Genomic DNA, 17,906 nt, shown 5'->3' with positions numbered 1-17,906 from the left:
GATCCTCCTGCTAGGAGAACTACTGGTGCGGGGGGCTGGGAAACAGCCTGCGCCCGCGAGGCGTCGGGGTGGTTGCCCACCCGTTAAGTGTGGATTGCGTGGCTCCTGTGCAACGCGTTCCGTAGGGATCAACGGGTTGCCTCCAGCAAACATTCCCTACGCTAAGGAAATTTTTCGATTCGCTAAGGATCGGCCACCCACGGCGACCGGACGTGCCCGGTTGTGCCCCGTGCGTCACGACGCGGACAATGGAAAGCGTATGGACGACTCCCAGGAATCCCAGTCGGCGCAGACGCCCCACGACCTCGCCGCCCAGCTGGACCGCAAGCTGGACCGCGCCAACGAGCTGCTCCAGCGCATGCTCGCCGAAGTCGCGAAGACGCCCTCCACCCACGCGATCTTCGTCGACGCGGGTTACGTCTACGCCGCCGCCGGCCTCCTCGTCACCGGCACCGAGGACCGCCGCTCCTTCGACCTCGACGCCGAGGGGCTCATCGAGGCCTTCATCGACAAGGCGCGCACGATCTTCGCGGACAGCCGGTTGCTCCGCGTCTACTGGTACGACGGCGCCCGCCGCCGCATCCACACCCCCGAACAGCAGTCGATCGCCGAGCTCCCCGACGTCAAGGTCCGGCTCGGCAACCTCAACGCCAACAACCAGCAGAAGGGCGTCGACTCCCTGATCCGCTCCGACCTGGAGTCACTGGCCCGCCACCGCGCCATCAGCGACGCGGCGCTGATCGGCGGCGACGAGGACCTCGTCTCGGCGGTCGAGGCCGCGCAGGGGTACGGCGCGCGCGTCCACCTCTGGGGCATCGAGGCCGCCGAGGGGCGCAACCAGGCCGAGCCGCTGCTCTGGGAGGTCGACAGCCAGCGCACCTTCGACCTGGACTTCTGCAAGCCGTACGTCACGCGGCGGCCGGTCACGATGTACGAGCACGAGGGGCCGGCGCCGAGCCGGGAGGACGTGCGGTTCGTCGGGGCGCGGATCGCCGCGACGTGGCTCTCCGAGCGGGGGCGGGCCGCGCTCGCCGATCTGCTGCCCGGCCACCCCTATCTGCCCGGGTCCGTCGACCAGGACCTCCTCATCGAGGCGGAGCGGCTTCTCCAGTACTCCTTGCGCGGGCACGCGGATCTGCGGCGGTCCCTGCGCGACGGGTTCTGGCAGCACTTGCAGTCCCAGTACTGAGGCTCTGCGCCCTTCCCGCCCGCACTTTTTGGGGTCGGGCTGTGGTTGGTCGGCTGACGGTCGTCCGTGGTTGCTCGCGCAGTTCCCCGCGCCCCTTTGGGGGTTACCTGGGGGTTGATCGTGTGCGGGTTGTGGGCGGTTGTTCGCGCAGTTCCCCGCGCCCCTTGGGGTGGTCTGGTGGTTTTGTTGGCTGGCGGTTGTCGGTGGTTGTTCGCGCAGTTCCTCGCGCCCCCTTGGAGGAGGCGGTCGCTGTGGGTGCGGGGCTTCGGAGCCCCCTAGGGGCGCGGGGAACTGCGCGATCAGCCACGCACGGTCCGCAGGTTCGAAGCCGAGTCGCGGGAGCGGAGCCGCATGGTCCGCGGGGAGCAGCCGAGTCGGGAGCGGGGCCGCATGGTCCGCGGGGAGTAGCCGAGTCGGGGGCGGAGCCGCGGGGTGGTCAGGGGGTGTCCAAGGGGGACCAGAACTTGGTCAGGGCTTCGGCGAGTTCCGCCGGGTGGGACACATTGGGCGAGTGATCCGCGCCCAGGATCACCGTGTGCCGCGCGTCCACGCTGCGCGCGAGATGCGCCAGCTCGCCCACCGTCCACACCGTCTCACCCGACCCGTACGCCACGTGAAGCGGCAACGGCAGCGCCGCGAGCCCCTCGGTGCGGTCCGGCTCGATCCTCAACTGCCGCCCGGTGGCGATGAGTTGGGCGGGGCGCGTGCTGAACCAGCGCCGCTGGAGGAACGCCACGATCTCGGGCGGATCGGCGACGTACGTCGGGTCCCTGCCGTCCAGCCACTGCGTGACCGCCCACACCCACGACGGCGGCAGCACGGGCAGCGCCGCCCGGAGCATCCGGATCTTCGTGCGCTGCTCGGGCCCGACCCGGCCGGGGCCGGAGGCCAGCAGCGTCAGGGAGCGGAACGCCGAGGGGTCGAGCCGCGCGGCGGACCGGGCCACGAAGCCGCCGAAGGAGTGCCCGACGAGATGGACGGGGCCGTCGCCGAGCGCGGCGACCTGCGCGAGCACGTCGCCCCCGAGGGTGCGCGGGGTGTACCCGGAGACGCGCCGCGGCCCCGGGCTCTCGAACTGCCCGCGCCCGTCGACCGCCACGGCCCGGTACCCGGCGTCGGCGAGCGGGTCGAGGAGGGCGAGGAAGTCCTCCTTGCTGCCGGTGTACCCCGGCACGAGCAGCGCCGTGCCGCGCGCCCGTCCCTCGGGCCGCGAATCGAGAACGGCGAACTCCTGGCGCGGGGTGCGCAGTCGGTACGCCCGGGTGCGCGGCGGGAGGTCGAGGGAGCGCGGCTTACTCATGAGGCGAGCGTATCCGTCCCGCACACGAGCACCCGGGGCGAGCACGCGAACGGCCCGGCACCCCCGTGGGGGACCGGGCCGTTTCAGGCGGTGCGGATCACGCCTCGGGCGCGACCGCGGCCTTCTTCGCGCGGGTGCGGCGGGGCTTGGCCGGGGTTTCGGTCTCGACGGCCTCGGCCGTGTCGACGACGGCCTCGGCGGCCTTCTTGCGGGTGCGGCGCGGCTTGACCGGTGCCTCGGTCTCGGTCTCGACGACTGCCTCGGGGGCGGTTTCGGCGACCTTCTTGGCGCGGGTGCGGCGCGGCGCGGTGGAGGCCTCGGTCGCCTCGGGGGCGTCGGTCACCTTCTTGGCGCGGGTGCGGCGGGGCTTGGCCGGGGTTTCGGTCTCGACGGCCTCGACCGTGTCGACGACGGCCTCGGCGGCCTTCTTGCGCGTGCGGCGCGCCTTCACCGGTGCCTCGGCCTCGGCCTCGACGGCCTCGACCACCGGCTCGGCGACCTTCTTGGCGCGGGTGCGGCGGGGCTTGGCCGGGGTTTCGGTCTCGACGGCCTCGACCGTGTCGACGACGGCCTCGGCGGCCTTCTTGCGGGTGCGGCGCGCCTTCACCGGGGCCTCGGACTCGGCGACCGGGGCGGCCGGAGCCGCGGCGACGTCGCTGATCGCGGCGGCGGCCTTGGCCTGAGCGGCCCTGGCCAGCTCCAGCGCGGCCGACTCCGGCGTCACGAAACCGACCTCGGCCGACTCGCTCGCCTTGCGCACCCGACGGCGGCGCGGCTTCGCCTCGACCGCCTCCACGACGGGCGCGGCGACCGGCGCGGAACGCCGACGGGGCGCGGCCTTGACCACGGGCTCGGCGACCGGAGCCGCCTCGGCCACGGGCGCGGCCTCGACCACCGGGGCGGCAGCGGCCTGCGGCACCACCGACGGCGCACCCACGCGGGTACGACGGCGGCGACGCGGCGTGCGCGGCTCGGTCACGGTCTCGACGGCTTCGGCGGCCGGGGCCGCGGCCGCGGCCGGAGCGGCCGGGGTCTCGGCGGCGTCCAGCTGCGAGCCGCCCCGGGTACGGCGACGCTGACGCGGCGTCCGCGTACGGGCCGGGCGCTCCTCGGTGACGACGGGAGCCGCGGCGGCGGACCTGCGCCCGCGCCCACCGGTCTCGCCCAGGTCCTCGACCTCTTCGGCCGCGAGGCCCGCGCGGGTGCGCTCGCCCCGGGGCAGCACGCCCTTGGTGCCCGCCGGGATGTTGAGCTCCTCGAACAGGTGCGGCGAGGTGGAGTACGTCTCGACCGGGTCCGGGAACTTCAGGTCGAGTGCCTTGTTGATCAGCTGCCAGCGCGGGATGTCGTCCCAGTCGACCAGCGTGATCGCGATGCCCTTGTTGCCCGCGCGGCCGGTGCGGCCGATGCGGTGGAGGTAGGTCTTCTCCTCCTCCGGCGACTGGTAGTTGATGACGTGCGTCACGCCCTCGACGTCGATGCCGCGCGCGGCGACGTCGGTGCAGACCAGCACGTCGACCTTGCCGTTGCGGAAGGCGCGCAGCGCCTGCTCGCGGGCGCCCTGGCCGAGGTCGCCGTGGACCGCGCCGGAGGCGAAGCCGCGCTTGGCGAGCTGCTCGGCGATGTCCGCGGCGGTCCGCTTCGTACGGCAGAAGATCATCGCGAGCCCGCGGCCCTCGGCCTGCAGGATGCGCGCGACCATCTCCGGCTTGTCCATGGAGTGGGCGCGGTAGACGAACTGCTGGGTGTTCGCGACCGTCGTGCCCTCGTCGTCCGGCGACGTGGCGCGGATGTGCGTCGGCTGCGACATGTAGCGGCGGGCGAGGCCGATGACGGCGCCCGGCATGGTCGCGGAGAACAGCATGGTCTGCCGCTTGGGCGGAAGCAGCTGGATGATCTTCTCGACGTCCGGCAGGAAGCCGAGGTCGAGCATCTCGTCGGCCTCGTCGAGGACGAGCGCCTTGACGTGGGAGAGGTCGAGCTTCTTCTGCCCGGCGAGGTCGAGCAGGCGGCCCGGGGTGCCGACGATCACGTCGACGCCCTTCTTGAGCGCCTCGACCTGGGGCTCGTACGCCCGGCCGCCGTAGATGGCGAGCACGCGGACGTTGCGGACCTTGCCCGCGGTGAGGAGGTCGTTGGTGACCTGCTGGCACAGCTCGCGCGTCGGTACGACGACGAGGGCCTGCGGGGTGTTGGTGAGCCGGTCGGCCGCCGCCCGGCCCGCCTCGACGTCGGCGGGGACGGTGACGCGCTCCAGGATCGGCAGACCGAAACCGAGCGTCTTGCCGGTGCCGGTCTTGGCCTGCCCGATGATGTCGGTGCCGGAGAGCGCGACGGGGAGCGTCAGCTCCTGGATGGGGAAGGGGGACACGATGCCGACGGCTTCAAGGGCTTCGGCGGTCTCGGGAAGGATCCCGAGCTCTCGGAACGTAGTCAGGGTGCTGCCTCTTCTGTGAGACGCGGTACGGAGGCGAACGCGGCGGGTCTTACCGTGCCCATTTCGTCCGGCGGGATCAGAGTTCGATCGTGTTGCCGGGTGGCGCGGGACCACTGCCGTCGCTCAAGCGCTCGTGCCGCTGAGGGATCCCTCTTCAGTGGCACGTACTGATACGTGCCCGGTGGAGGGCTGTCGGGTCGGAGCCGACCGGAGCAACCGACCGGGCATCCTCATTCGTGCGGCCCGTCGAAATACTCGGCGGGCGCATTACCACTGTACCCCGGATTCGCGCATGTGTGTCGGGAGAATTCGCGGGTCCGGTGCGACGGGTGTGAGCCACGAGGCCCTTACGGCCCGTCCCGGGCGGGCTATTGTGCGGTTCATGGAGACGTCTGACAACGCCACTGCAACCGAAGAATCCACCCCGGAGCCCGAGCGCACCGGGATCGCGGCCCAGGACTGGGCGGCCGCCTCCGCGGTTCCCCAGTACCGCGCCGCGGTGGTGGACCTCCTCGGCGCCCTCGCCTACGGCGAGCTCGCGGCCTTCGAGCGGCTCGCCGACGACGCGAAGCTGGCGCCCTCGCTGGCGGACAAGGCGGAGCTGGCGAAGATGGCTTCCGCGGAGTTCCACCACTTCGAGCGGCTGCGGGACCGGCTCGCGCAGATCGACGCGGAGCCCACGGCCGCGATGGAGCCCTTCGCCAAGGCCCTGGACGACTTCCACCACCAGACCGCGCCGTCGGACTGGCTGGAGGGCCTGGTCAAGGCGTACGTCGGCGACTCGATCGCGAGCGACTTCTACCGCGAGGTCGCCAACCACCTGGATTCCGACACCCGTTCCCTGGTCCTGTCGGTCCTCGACGACACCGGGCACGGCAACTTCGCGGTGGAGAAGGTGCGCGCCGCGATCGAGGCGGACCCGCGGGTGGGCGGACGGCTCGCGCTGTGGGCGCGCCGCCTGATGGGCGAGGCGCTCTCGCAGGCCCAGCGGGTGGTCGCCGAGCGCGACGCGCTGTCGACGATGCTGGTCGGCGGGGTGGACGGGGTGGCCGCGGGCTTCGACCTCGCGGCGGTGGGCGAGATGTTCACGCGCATCACCAAGGCTCACACCAAGCGCATGGCGGCGCTGGGCCTCGCGGCCTAGCGGGACCGTACCGACGCGCCGCCTACGCCGCTGACCGGTGCAGGCGGCGCGTCGGTCGCAGCAGCAGCGAGAGCAGCACCGAGGCGACGAAGGTGGCGCCGAGCACCGTGGTCACGCCGTGGCCCGGGCCGATCGCCGAGTGGGTCAGGAAGGCGCCGAAGAGCCCGGCGAGCGGGCCGACGGCCAGGACGACGCGGCGGTCGGGGAGCCGGTGCGGCAGCCGGGCCGCGGCGGCCCACGCGAGGGCGAAACCCAGCAGGACGGAGCCAAGGGCTTCCAGCAGCATGTACGTCGCCTCCCAGGGTGCGGCCAGGGCGGAACCGGTCACAGCCGTCCTACCCGAGGCTTGCGGAACGCAACCCTCCCCTCACTGGGAGGAAGCAACGCAGGCGTGTCCTCGAACGGACATGCTTTTCCTGTGCGTACCGTCACACCTGGTGTCAACCGATGCCGTGCGAGCAGAAGCCGCACGTATGTTCCGCACAGGTGACTCCGAGCTGGTGCTGGGGGTTTCCCGCTTCGCCCAGCCGCCGCCCCGCGGCACGGAGGTCCCCCCATGTCCCAGCGTCGGCCGGTGCCCAGACTCGCGGCGTTGGACGGGCTCCGGCTCGTCGCCGCGCTGCTGGTGGTCTGCTACCACTACCTCGCGCTGAGCAGACCCTGGGGACACGACCCGTCGACGATCTTCCCGGGGCTGCACCACATCGCCGAGTTCGGCTGGCTCGGGGTCGAGGTGTTCTTCCTGGTCAGCGGGTTCGTGATCGGCATGAGCGTGTGGGGGCGCTCGCTCGGGGACTTCGCGGTCTCGCGGATCTCCCGGCTGTTTCCGGCCTACTGGGTCGCCGTGCCGCTCACCGCGCTGGTGGTGAAGACATGGCCGGAAGTCAGCTCGGTGCGGGGCTGGGACGACGTCATCGTCAACCTGACGATGGTGCAGGCGGGCAACAACACCAGGAACATCGACGACGTGTACTGGACGCTCTTCGTGGAGCTCAAGTTCTACGTCCTGATGGCCGTCGTCGTTCTGTGCGGCGTCACTTACCGCAATCTGCTGATCTTCTGCGGCGCCTGGACGGTGGCCGCGGCGCTGGCGCCCAGCCTCGGCTCGCCCGTCCTCACCGCCTTCGCGATGCCGCAGTACGCGCCGTTCTTCATCGCGGGCATCGCCTTCCACCTGATGCGCCGCTTCGGCCCCAACGCGCTGCTGTGGGGCGTCGTCGGGTTCCAGCTGCTGCTGGCCCAGCGCTACATCCACTACCGGATCGCCAGCAACCTCGGCCATGTGGCGGCCGACCATCTGCCGACCTGGCCGGTGCGTCTTGTCATCCTCGTCGGGTTCGCGACGGTCGGCGCGATCGCGCTCGGGGCCTTCGACCGGATCCAGTGGAAGTGGCTCTCCACGGCCGGCGCGCTCACCTATCCGCTGTACCTGATCCACATGTTCATCGGCATGACCCTCATCCACCACTTCCGGGGCCGCCTCCCGGCCCCCGTACTCGTGGGCTCGGTGGTCGCGCTGATGATGGCCACCGCCTGGCTCATCCACCGCTTCGTGGAACGCCCCGCGGGCACGTGGATCCGCGACTCCATGAAGCGCGGCATCGCCGACGTACGCCTGAACTCCCCGGACCGCCGCCCCGCCCGGCCGCGTCCGGTGCCGGCCGCCGCGGCCGCCGCCGAGGAGAGCCGTCCGCTGCACGGGGCGGGGGTCGGCTGAGCGGGGTGCGGGCAGCGAGAAGGGGTGCCACCAGTGCTCACTGGTGGCACCCCTTCTCGGGTGTCCGTGTACTACAGCGCGCCGAAGCCCACGCGGCGGACCGCAGGCTCGCCGATCTCCACGTACGCGATCTTGTCGGCCGGTACCAGGACCTTGCGGCCCTTCTCGTCCGTGAGGCTGAGCAGCTGCGCCTTGCCGGCGAGGGCGGCGGCTACCGCGCTCTCGACCTCTTCGGCGGACTGCCCGCTCTCCAGAACGATCTCCCGGGGCGCGTGCTGCACGCCGATCTTGACCTCCACGGCTATGTCCCTCCGACCTCGTGCGGTGCGCGGTCAGCCGCGCCGTACGCTGCACACACTAGCCCGGGGCGACGACCTCGAAGCGCCGGTGGTGCACGCCAGGAGCGAACAGGATCGGGGAATGAGTGCCCGGCGGACGCTCCCGCGGGCTCAGTGGCCCTCGGTACCGTGCAGCGGGAAGCCCGCGATGCCGCGCCAGGCGAGCGAGGTGAGCAGCGCCACCGCCTTGTCGCGGGGGATGGTCGACTCGCTGGACAGCCAGTAGCGGGCCACTACCTGGGAGACGCCGCCGAGGCCCACGGCGAGCAGCATCGACTCGTCCTTGGACAGGCCGGTGTCCTCGGCGATGACGTCCGAGATGGCCTCGGCGCACTGGAGGCTGACCCGGTCCACGCGCTCGCGCACGGCCGGCTCGTTGGTCAGGTCCGACTCGAAGACCAGCCGGAACGCGCCGCCCTCGTCCTCGACGTACGCGAAGTAGGCGTCCATCGTCGCGGCGACGCGGAGCTTGTTGTCCGAGGTCGAGGCCAGCGCGGTGCGCACCGCGTGGAGCAGGGACTCGCAGTGCTGGTCGAGGAGGGCCAGGTAGAGCTCCAGCTTGCCGGGGAAGTGCTGGTAGAGCACCGGCTTGGAGACGCCCGCGCGCTCGGCGATGTCGTCCATCGCGGCCGCGTGGTAGCCCTGCGCGACGAAAACCTCCTGGGCCGCACCCAGAAGCTGATTGCGGCGGGCCCGGCGCGGCAGGCGCGTGCCTCGCGGGCGCGCCGCCTCGGTCTGCTCGATGGCTGTCACGCCGCCTCCCAAAGTTGTTCCGGTGCGCGTTGCACACGCGCCGCCATCGTACTTTTGGGTAACCCGGCTGTGCGCGGTGCGAACGCAGAATTTCACGGACCGGACGCGGTGGGTAGCCGGAGATACCCACGGTAAACCGAACAAATCATCGGTAGTCGTCCTCGTCCAGGGCGACCACGCGTGCCTGTTCGACGGCGTCGGCCTCGTTGGCGACGTCCGGGTCGACGCGGCTCAGCGGCTCGTCGTGGTCCTGCCGCACGTCCTTGTGCTGCTCGGCCGCGTCCGCCTCGTTGGTCTCCCCGGACAGTTCCGCGGTCTCGTCGTCTACTTCCTGGAAGGTTTCCGGATCGCTGGGATCGACGGACATGACTGCTCCCTTTTCGTCCACTTCGAGTGATTCGGGGGCTTCCTTATGAGCCTAGGAGTTCCCCGCGCAAGCCGCTATACGGCCTGTGACTGCGAACACATGAACCACGGTGTGATCGTCTCGTAACATTGCCGCATGTCTTCGACCGAGCTGCCGGAAACCCTCGCCGCCGCCTCCCTGGCGCCCCGGGTGGGAGCCGTCAGGGTCGCGGAGGGCGAGGAGCTGCGTTCCGTGAGCCTGCCCGGTCTCTCCCTGACCATTCGCTCGCGCCCCGGTACGCGACCCGGTCTGGAGCCCGCGCTCTACGTCCACGGGCTCGGCGGGTCCTCGCAGAACTGGTCGTCGCTGATGCCGCTGCTCGCCGACCGCCTGGAGGGTGAGGCCGTCGACCTGCCCGGCTTCGGCGACTCCCCGCCGCCGGACGACGGCAACTACTCCGTCACCGGCCACGCCCGCGCGGTGATCCGGCTGCTCGACGCGGCGGGCCGCGGGCCGGTCCACCTCATCGGCAACTCGCTGGGCGGCGCCGTCTCGACCCGCGTCGCGGCCGTACGCCCCGACCTGGTGCGCACCCTGACCCTCATCTCGCCCGCGCTCCCGGAGCTCCGCGTCCAGCGCAGCGCCTGGCCGACCGCGCTGGTCGCGCTGCCGGGCGTGGCCCCGCTGTTCGCCCGCCTCAGTCGGGACTGGACCGCCGAGGACCGCACCCGGGGCGTGATGGCGCTCTGCTACGGCGACCCCGGCCGGGTGAGCCCCGAGGGCTTCGAGGCCGCGGTCCACGAGATGGAGCGGCGCCTTCAACTGCCGTACTTCTGGGACGCGATGGCCCGCTCGGCGCGCGGCATCGTGGACGCGTACACGCTGGGCGGCCAGCACGGGCTGTGGCGGCAGGCGGAGCGGGTGCTCGCGCCGACGCTGCTCGTGTACGGGCAGCGCGACCAGCTGGTCTCGTACCGGATGGCCCGGCGGGCGGCGGCCGCCTTCCGCGACTCGCGCCTGCTCACCCTGCCCGAGGCCGGGCACGTGGCGATGATGGAGTACCCCGAGACGGTCGCCAAGGCCGTGCGGGAACTGCTCGACGAGAGCGCCGACCGCGGCGCCGACCGAGGAAACAGGAGCTGATCCGGGGCGTGGGACGACACAGCCGACCCGAGGAACCCACCGGCGCGACGCCGATGCCCGAAGCGCCCCAGGTCCCGCAGGCCGGGCAGGCCGTCACCACCGGCGGCGGCCGGCGCAGACGGCAGGCCCCGGGGGACGGCCCCGCCCAGCACCACGGCGCGGGCACCCCCGCCTTCGGCACCCCGCAGGTGCGCGGCGGACACCCCCAGCACCCCGGTGACGGGCCGCCCGGCGAGGCCTCGGTCCGCTACGGCGACTGGCACGGCAAGCCCCGCGCCGTCCAGCAGAATCCTTACGGCGCCGCGGCCCGCATACCGGGTCCGCGCCGCGCGTACACCGAGGCCTTCGACGGGCCTCCCGCGCACGACACCGCTCCGACGCCGCTGCGGGAGGAGCCGGGGGCGCCCGGCCCCGAGACCGCGAGCAAGGGGTCCAAGGGATCCAAGGGGTCCAAGGGGCGGACGTTCACCGGGATCGCGGCCGCCGCGGTGACCACCGTGCTCGCGGTCGTCGTCGCCGGGCAGGTCACCTCGGACGGCAACAAGCACGCCGTCGCCGGACAGTCCGCGGGCGACAACGAGCGTTCCCAGGACGGGAGTTCGGCCTCCCGAGGCGGCGGGCGGTCCACCCCGCAGGCCGCGCCGGCGGTCGCCACGTACGAGCAGAGGATGGCCCAGCAGTTCCCGCTGGACCCCAAGCTCACCGCCTCCGGCACGTTCGACGCGGTGCCCGGGTTCGACGCGGCGCCCGGCAAGGGGCGCAAGTACCGCTATCAGGTGGAGGTCGAGAAGGGGCTCCCACTGGACGGCGGACTGTTCGCCGAGGCCGTGCAGAAGACCCTCAACGACGACCGCAGCTGGGGCCACGGCGGCACGATGACCTTCGAGCGGATCTCCTCCGGCAAGCCGGACTTCGTGATCACGCTCGCGAGCCCGGGGACCACCGGCGCCTGGTGCGCCAAGTCCGGCCTCGACACCACCGAGGACAACGTCTCCTGCGACTCCGCCGCCACCGACCGCGTGATGATCAACGCCTACCGGTGGGCGCAGGGCTCGGAGACCTACGGGGCGCAGGCGATGCTCGCGTACCGGCAGATGCTCATCAACCACGAGGTCGGCCACCGGCTCGGGCACAACCATGTGAGCTGCCGCACGCCCGGCGCGCTCGCCCCGGTGATGCAGCAGCAGACCAAGTCCCTGGACATCGACGGGATCAAGTGCCTGCCCAACCCGTGGGTGTATCCCCAGGGTTGAGGCCGACAGGGTGCGGCATGTCCAGGATGTGGGACGGCTGTCTCGTTCTCGATTGACAGTGAACAGCGGGTCGTCCATATTTCTCGGCATGTCGCACCGTCACGCCACCCCCGAACGCGCCGCCATCGAGCTGGCGCTCATCGGCGTGACCGGGCACAGCGTGGCCGACATTCTCTGTAGCTGACGCCGTCCCGAGCGCGTTCGACTCTTCCTTTTCCCTTTTTTGCGCCCGGGCATGTCCGTGCTTCCGCACGGTTTCCGCATGCGGGCGCAGCCACCCCCTTTTCCTTTTGGTGCTGTGGGCGCCCGTGTTTCCCGCCCTGCCCAGCAGTCACCGAGAGGTCTACTTCCGATGCGTCACACGTCCATTTCGTCGGGGAATGTCGTAAGAGCGGCCGCGATAGCCGTGGTTCTCGCCGTGGGCGCCGTCGCCTGCGGCCCCGAGGGCGGTGGCGCCGGGAACGCCGGGGCCGGCGCGTCCGGCACGCCCCACAAGGGCGGCGCGCTCAGCGTCCTCAACAACGAGGCGCAGACCGACTTCGACCCCGCGCGGCTCTACACCTCCGGCGGCGGAAACGTCCCCTCGCTGGTCTTCCGCACCTTGACCACCCGCAAGCGCGCGAACGGCGCCGAGGGCACCAAGGTGGTCCCCGACCTCGCGACCGACACCGGCCGGCCCAACGCGGACGCCACCGTGTGGACGTACACGCTCAAGGACGGGCTGAAGTACGAGGACGGCAGCCCCATCACCACCGCCGACATCAAGTACGGCATCGAGCGCTCCTTCGCTGCCGAACTCTCCGGCGGAGCACCGTACTTGAGGGACTGGCTGGTCGGCGGAGCCCAGTACCAGGGCCCCTACAAGGACGGCGGCAAGGGGCTCGCCTCCATCGAGACGCCCGATGCCAGGACCATCGTGTTCCACCTGAACAAGCCCGAGGGAGAGTTCCCCTTCCTCGCCACCCAGACGCAGTTCGCGCCGGTCCCCAAGGCCAAGGACAACGGCACCAAGTACGAGGAGCACCCCGTCTCGTCCGGCCCGTACAAGGTCGTCAAGAACGAGAACGACGGCGAGCACCTGGTCCTGGAGCGCAACCCCAACTGGTCCGCGGCCACCGACCCCGAGCGCAAGGCCTACCCCGACACCATCGACGTGCGCTCCGGGCTCGACCAGGCCGTCATCAACCAGCGGCTCTCCGCCTCGCAGGGCCCGGACGCGGCCGCCGTCACCACCGACACCAACCTCGGCCCGGCCGAGCTCGCCAAGGTCGGCGCGGACAAGCAGCTCGCCGCGCGGGTCGGCACCGGGCACTTCGGCTACACCAACTACATCGCCTTCAACCCGAACGTGAAGCCGTTCGACAACCCCAAGGTCCGCCAGGCCATCGCGTACGCCGTCGACCGCACCTCGGCCGTCAACGCGGTCGGCGGCTCCTCGCTCGCCGAGCCCGCGACCACCTTCCTGCCGAACCAGAAGGCCTTCGGGTACACCCCGTACGACCCCTTCCCGGCGGGCGCGTCCGGCAACGCGGCCAAGGCCAAGGAGCTCCTGAAGGAGGCGGGCTACGCCGACGGGCTCACCGTCACCCTCACCCACTCCAACGCCAAGGGCGGCCCCAAGGGGCCCGAGGTCGCCACCGCCCTCCAGGACGCCCTGAAGAAGGCGGGCATCACCGTCAAGCTCCAGGGTCTCGAAGGCAACGACTACAACGACACGGTCGCCAGCGTGAAGAAGGAGCCCGGCTTCTTCCTGCGCGGCTGGGGTGCCGACTGGCCCTCCGGCGGCCCGTTCCTCGCGCCCATCTTCGACGGCCGGCAGATCGTCCAGAACGGCGCCAACTTCAACACCGGCTTCCTGAACGACGCCTCCGTCAACAGCGAGATCGACGAGATCAACAAGCTGACCGACCTGACCGCGGCCGCGCCGCGCTGGGGCGCGCTCGACAAGAAGATCGGCGAGCAGGCGGTGGTCGTGCCGCTGTTCCACCCCGTCTACAAGCGGCTGGTCGGCAAGGACGTCAAGAACGTCGTCATCAGCGACTGGACCGGTGTGCTCGACATCTCGCAGGTAGCGGTCAAGTAGTCATGTCCGAAGCCCTGTTGACCACCACCGCGGCGGGCGCCGTCGTGCCCGCCCCCGGCGGCCGCCTCTTCTGGCGGCGGCTGCGCGCCCAGCGCGCGGTCACCGCCGCGGCGGCCGTCTTCGCCCTGCTCGTCCTGGTCGCGCTCGCGGCCCCGCTGCTCACCGCGCTGGAAGGCCAGGACCCCAACGCCTACCACCCCACGCTCGTCGACTCCGCCAGCGGCGGCGTGCCCATCGGCGCGTTCGGCGGGATCAGCGGCGAGCACTGGCTCGGCGTCGAACCGCAGACCGGCCGCGACCTGTTCGCCCGGATCGTCTACGGCGCCCGCGTCTCGCTCGGGGTCGCCTTCGTCGCCACCCTCATCCAGGTCGCGCTCGGCGTCGCCCTCGGTCTGTTCGCCGCGCTCGGCGGACGCTGGGCCGATCAGATCGTCAGCCGCGTCACCGACGTGGCCGCCGCCCTTCCGATGCTGGTCATCACCCTCGGCCTGCTCGCCGTGGCCCCCGCCTCGATCCCGCGGCCGGTCCTGATCACCCTGATCATCGCCGGGCTCGGCTGGTTCGGCACCTCGAAGATCGTGCGGGCGGGCGCCCTCGCGCTCAAGACGGTCGACCACGTCTCGGCGGCGCGGCTCAGCGGCTGGGGCACCTGGGCGATCGCCCGCCGCGAGCTGCTGCCCGCCCTGGCCGCACCCGTCATCACGTACGCCGTGCTCCTGGTGCCCTCCAACGTGGTCGCCGAGGCCGCGCTGTCCTTCCTCGGCGTCGGCATCAAGCCGCCCACGCCGTCCTGGGGCCAGATGCTCACGGACGCCAACACCTGGTACCAGGCGGCCCCGACCTACCTCCTGCTGCCCGCGGGCCTGCTCTTCGTCACGGTCCTCTCGCTGACGGTGATCGGCGAGGGAGTGCGCACGGCGCTGGACCCGAGAGCGGCGTCCAGGCTGCGGGTCGGGACGGCCAAGTCCCGTGAGGAGAAGGTAAGTTGACCGGACTGACAGGCTTTCTGCTGCGGCGGATCGCCGGAGCCGTCCTTGTGCTCCTCGCCCTCTCCGTCATCGTGTACGCCGTCTTCTACGTGGCACCCGGCAACGTCGCCCAGATCGTCTGCGGCGAACGCTGCTCCCCGCAGCAGGTGGCCCTGGTCCACGACAAGCTGGGCCTCGGCGACCCGCTGTACCTCCAGTACGCCCACTTCCTCCAGGGCATCTTCGCGGGACGCGACTTCTCCTCCGGCACGGGTGTGGTGCACTGCTCCGCGCCCTGCCTCGGCCAGTCCTACCGCACCGACGAGCAGGTCACCGACCTCATCCTCGGCAAGCTTCCGGTCACCGGATCGCTGGTCGTCGGCGCGTTCGCGCTGTGGCTCCTCATCGGGGTCGGCACCGGAGTGCTGTCCGCGTGGAAGCGCGGCGGGATGATTGAGCGGTTGCTGACCTGGCTGACGCTGGCGGGCACGTCGACCCCGGTCTTCGTCATCGGCCTGCTGCTGATCATCATCCTGTGCTCCACCCTCCAGTGGCTGCCGTTCCCGCAGTACGTCCCGTTCACGGACGATCCGCAGCAGTGGTTCTGGGGGCTGCTCCTGCCCTGGTTCTCGCTCGCCCTGATCGAATCGGCCAAGTACGCGCGCCTGACCCGCAGTTCGATGCTGGAGACGCTCGCCGAGGACCACGTGCGCACGTTCCGGGCGTACGGGCTGACCGAGCGGGCCATCGTCGGACGGCACGCCCTGCGCGGCGCGGTCGCCCCGGTGATCGCGCTCAGCGCGCTCGACGCGGGCACCATGTTCGGCAGCGCGGTGCTCACCGAGACGCTCTTCGGCATCCCTGGCATCGGCCAGCAGCTCGTCCAGTCGGTGCGCACGGTCGACCTGCCTGTGGTGGTCGGCGTGGTCCTGACCACCGGATTCTTCGTGGTGCTTGCCAATGCGGTCGCGGACGTCCTGTACGCGATGGCGGATCGACGGGTGGTGCTGTCATGACCGAGCCTCTGGTCGAGGTGACCGACCTCGGCATCTCCTTCGGCGCGGTACGGGCCGTCGACGGCCTCTCCTTCACGCTCCGGCCCGGCGCGGCGCTGGGCGTCGTCGGCGAGTCCGGCTCGGGCAAGAGCGCGTCCGCGTACGCGCTGCTCGGCCTGCACCGGGGGACCGGGGCGCGGGTCACGGGCTCGATCCGGGTCGCGGGGGTGGACGTCGGGTCCGCCTCCGACGCCGAACTCCGCGCTCTGCGGGGCGGGTTGGCGGCGATGGTCTTCCAGGACCCGCTGTCCTCGCTCGACCCGTACTACAGCATCGGCGACCAGATCGCCGAGGTGTACCGGGTGCACCGGGGCGGGTCCCGCCGGGCCGCCCGGGCCCGCGCGGTCTCGGTCCTCGACCGGGTCGGCATCCCGGACGCGGCCCGCAAGTCCCGCTCGCGCCCGCACGAGTTCAGCGGCGGCATGCGGCAGCGGGCGCTCATCGCGATGGCGCTCGCCTGTGAGCCGCGCCTGCTGATCGCGGACGAGCCGACGACGGCCCTGGACGTGACCGTCCAGGCCCAGATCCTGGACCTGCTCCACGACCTGCGCCGGTCGACGGGCCTCGGGCTGCTCCTCGTCACCCATGACGTGGGGGTCGCGGCGGAGAGCGTGGACGAGGTGCTGGTGATGCGGGCGGGCCGGGCGGTGGAACGAGGTTCCGTGGGCTCGGTCCTGGGCGAGCCCAGGGACCCCTACACCCGCGCCCTCCTGGCCGCGGTCCCCCGAATCCCCCCCAGCGCCCCGCCCCAGCCCCCGGTCGCCCCCGAGCGCTCGTCCTCAATCGCCGGACGGGCTGACGGTGTTGACCCTGCGGGGTCGCATGCTGCCGGGGGCGCGGGGAACTGCGCGAGCGACCACGCACGGTCTGCGGACGAAACGGCAAAGGCTGCTGGAGGTGCGGACCCCGCTGAGCCGCATGCTGATAGGGGCGCGGGGAACTGCGCGAGCAGCCACGCACGGTCTGCGGCCGAACCGGGAGCGCAGGGGGTCGCTGGGGCTTCGCCCCAGACCCTGGTCGCGCCTGAACGGCGCTCGTCCTCAAACGCCGGACGGGCTGAGGATGCCCACCCCGCCGGAGGCGGAAGGGGTGCTGAGGATGCCCACCCCGCCGGAGGTGGAAGCGGGGCTGAGGGGGGCCACCCCGTCGGGGTGGGGGATGTCGTGCTGCGGGCACGGGGGCTGCGGAAGACGTTCGGGCGGGGCCGCGCGGCCTTCGCCGCCGTCGACACCGTCGACCTCACCGTGCACCGGGGCGAAACCCTCGGCATCGTCGGCGAGAGCGGAAGCGGCAAGACCACCCTGGGCCGCATGCTGGTGGGCCTGTTGGAGCCCAGCGCCGGGCACGTCAGCCGCACCGGCACCGTGCAGATGGTGTTCCAGGACCCCGTCTCCTCCCTCAACCCCCGCCGCTCGATCGGCGAATCCGTGGCCGACCCGCTGCGGGCCGCCGGCCGCCGGGACGAGGCGGAGATCCGGGCCCGGGTCGGGGAGCTGCTCGAACGGGTCGGGCTCGACCCGGACCGGTACGACAGCTACCCGCACGAGTTCAGCGGCGGCCAGCGCCAGCGCGTGGGGATCGCCCGCGCGCTGGCCGCCGAGCCGACCCTGATCGTGTGCGACGAACCCGTATCGGCCCTGGACGTGACGACGCAGGCCCAAGTCACCGCGCTGCTGGCGGAGTTGCAGCGCGAACTCGGACTCGCGCTCGTCTTCGTCGCGCACGACCTCGCCGTGGTGCGGCAGGTCAGCGACCGGGTCGCCGTCATGCGGCAGGGCCGGATCGTGGAGGAGGGCGAGGTCGAGGCGGTGTACGGGGCGCCGAAGGACCCGTACACCCGGCAGCTGCTCGCGGCCGTGCCCGCACTGGATCCCGCGCTGGCCGCGGCCCGGCGCGCGGCCCGCCGGGAGCTGCGCGGGGGCGACACCCCCGAGGGCCGCCCGGGCCGCGAGGAAGTGGCCGTGGCATAGCCCTCCGTGACCGACTCGACCCGTAGCGCGACCGAACGCCACCGGGTTGGGAAAGTTACGTGCATTCACCCCTTCCGGTGGGGGGGGGGGGGGGGGGGAGGGGGGGGGGGGGGGAGGGGGGGGGGGGGGGTTTTCTTCGGTGCGGGGGGGGGGGGGGGTTGGTTCTCCCCCCCCCCCCCCCCCCCCCCCCCCCACCACGCTTACCAAGCT

Annotated in this window: 16 protein-coding genes; 10 read left to right on the top strand and 6 right to left on the bottom strand. The window is 71.9% G+C overall.

From position 1 onward, the window contains the following. The first annotated feature begins 259 nt into the window (after positions 1-259). A complete protein-coding gene (locus AC07F3_RS21165) occupies positions 260-1,189 on the top strand; it encodes an NYN domain-containing protein (RefSeq protein ID WP_479116015.1) in 930 nt (309 codons plus the stop codon). A 436-nt stretch (positions 1,190-1,625) separates the two neighbouring features. On the opposite strand, the gene AC07F3_RS21160 is transcribed toward AC07F3_RS21165, so the two are convergent. After that, a complete protein-coding gene (locus AC07F3_RS21160; RefSeq protein ID WP_479116014.1) occupies positions 1,626-2,489 on the bottom strand; it encodes an alpha/beta fold hydrolase in 864 nt (287 codons plus the stop codon). A gap of 97 nt (positions 2,490-2,586) precedes the next feature. Next, positions 2,587-4,926 (bottom strand): DEAD/DEAH box helicase, encoded by a 2,340-nt coding sequence (locus AC07F3_RS21155; protein ID WP_479116270.1) that lies wholly within the window; start codon positions 4,924-4,926, stop codon positions 2,587-2,589. A 382-nt stretch (positions 4,927-5,308) separates the two neighbouring features. Here AC07F3_RS21155 and AC07F3_RS21150 point away from each other — a divergent pair, with 382 nt between their 5' ends. Continuing rightward, positions 5,309-6,070, top strand: a complete 762-nt coding sequence (locus tag AC07F3_RS21150) for a ferritin-like fold-containing protein (RefSeq protein WP_114038988.1) — start codon at positions 5,309-5,311, stop codon at positions 6,068-6,070. Positions 6,071-6,092: 22 nt separating this feature from the next. Here the strand turns inward: AC07F3_RS21150 and AC07F3_RS21145 are convergent, their stop codons facing one another. Then, positions 6,093-6,356, bottom strand: a complete 264-nt coding sequence (locus AC07F3_RS21145; RefSeq protein WP_479116269.1) for a hypothetical protein — start codon at positions 6,354-6,356, stop codon at positions 6,093-6,095. A gap of 270 nt (positions 6,357-6,626) precedes the next feature. Between AC07F3_RS21145 and AC07F3_RS21140 the strand changes: the two genes are divergently transcribed. Next, the gene (locus AC07F3_RS21140) at positions 6,627-7,787 is read left to right on the top strand and encodes an acyltransferase family protein (RefSeq protein ID WP_479116013.1); all 1,161 of its coding nucleotides are present in this window, start codon (positions 6,627-6,629) and stop codon (positions 7,785-7,787) included. Positions 7,788-7,858: 71 nt separating this feature from the next. Here the strand turns inward: AC07F3_RS21140 and AC07F3_RS21135 are convergent, their stop codons facing one another. The 3 genes from AC07F3_RS21135 to AC07F3_RS21125 form a co-directional block, all read right to left on the bottom strand. Continuing rightward, complete coding sequence (locus AC07F3_RS21135; RefSeq protein ID WP_114038890.1) at positions 7,859-8,086, bottom strand: DUF3107 domain-containing protein; 228 nt, start codon at positions 8,084-8,086, stop codon at positions 7,859-7,861. A 150-nt stretch (positions 8,087-8,236) separates the two neighbouring features. Then, positions 8,237-8,878 carry a TetR/AcrR family transcriptional regulator gene (locus tag AC07F3_RS21130; RefSeq protein WP_114038889.1) on the bottom strand — a complete coding sequence of 214 codons (642 nt, stop codon included), beginning with the start codon at positions 8,876-8,878 and terminating at the stop codon, positions 8,237-8,239. Positions 8,879-9,023: 145 nt separating this feature from the next. After that, positions 9,024-9,245, bottom strand: coding sequence for a hypothetical protein (locus AC07F3_RS21125; RefSeq protein WP_479116012.1), 222 nt, complete (start codon positions 9,243-9,245; stop codon positions 9,024-9,026). A gap of 135 nt (positions 9,246-9,380) precedes the next feature. Between AC07F3_RS21125 and AC07F3_RS21120 the strand changes: the two genes are divergently transcribed. The 7 genes from AC07F3_RS21120 to AC07F3_RS21090 all read left to right on the top strand — a co-directional run bounded on the left by AC07F3_RS21120 (position 9,381) and on the right by AC07F3_RS21090 (position 17,696). Continuing rightward, on the top strand, positions 9,381-10,367 hold the full coding sequence (locus AC07F3_RS21120) for an alpha/beta fold hydrolase (protein WP_479116011.1): 987 nt from the start codon (positions 9,381-9,383) through the stop codon (positions 10,365-10,367). A gap of 8 nt (positions 10,368-10,375) precedes the next feature. After that, positions 10,376-11,620 (top strand): DUF3152 domain-containing protein, encoded by a 1,245-nt coding sequence (locus AC07F3_RS21115; protein WP_479116010.1) that lies wholly within the window; start codon positions 10,376-10,378, stop codon positions 11,618-11,620. An 88-nt stretch (positions 11,621-11,708) separates the two neighbouring features. Further along, positions 11,709-11,804, top strand: a complete 96-nt coding sequence (locus tag AC07F3_RS21110) for an Ms4533A family Cys-rich leader peptide (RefSeq protein WP_317617795.1) — start codon at positions 11,709-11,711, stop codon at positions 11,802-11,804. A 168-nt stretch (positions 11,805-11,972) separates the two neighbouring features. After that, a complete protein-coding gene (locus AC07F3_RS21105; protein ID WP_479116009.1) occupies positions 11,973-13,703 on the top strand; it encodes an ABC transporter substrate-binding protein in 1,731 nt (576 codons plus the stop codon). 2 nt (positions 13,704-13,705) lie between these two features. Next, positions 13,706-14,692 (top strand): ABC transporter permease, encoded by a 987-nt coding sequence (locus AC07F3_RS21100; protein WP_479116008.1) that lies wholly within the window; start codon positions 13,706-13,708, stop codon positions 14,690-14,692. Between the two features lie 5 nt (positions 14,693-14,697). Further along, complete coding sequence (locus AC07F3_RS21095) at positions 14,698-15,687, top strand: ABC transporter permease (RefSeq protein WP_479116268.1); 990 nt, start codon at positions 14,698-14,700, stop codon at positions 15,685-15,687. Further along, positions 15,684-17,696, top strand: coding sequence for a dipeptide ABC transporter ATP-binding protein (locus tag AC07F3_RS21090; protein WP_479116007.1), 2,013 nt, complete (start codon positions 15,684-15,686; stop codon positions 17,694-17,696). Before AC07F3_RS21095 ends, AC07F3_RS21090 begins: the two co-directional genes overlap by 4 nt. Positions 17,697-17,906 lie beyond the last annotated feature (210 nt).

The sequence above is a fragment of the Streptomyces sp. NPDC045846 genome, assembly GCF_056431605.1.
The sequence above is the reverse complement of the archived record's forward strand: the minus strand, read 5'-3'. Positions and strand labels throughout refer to the sequence as shown.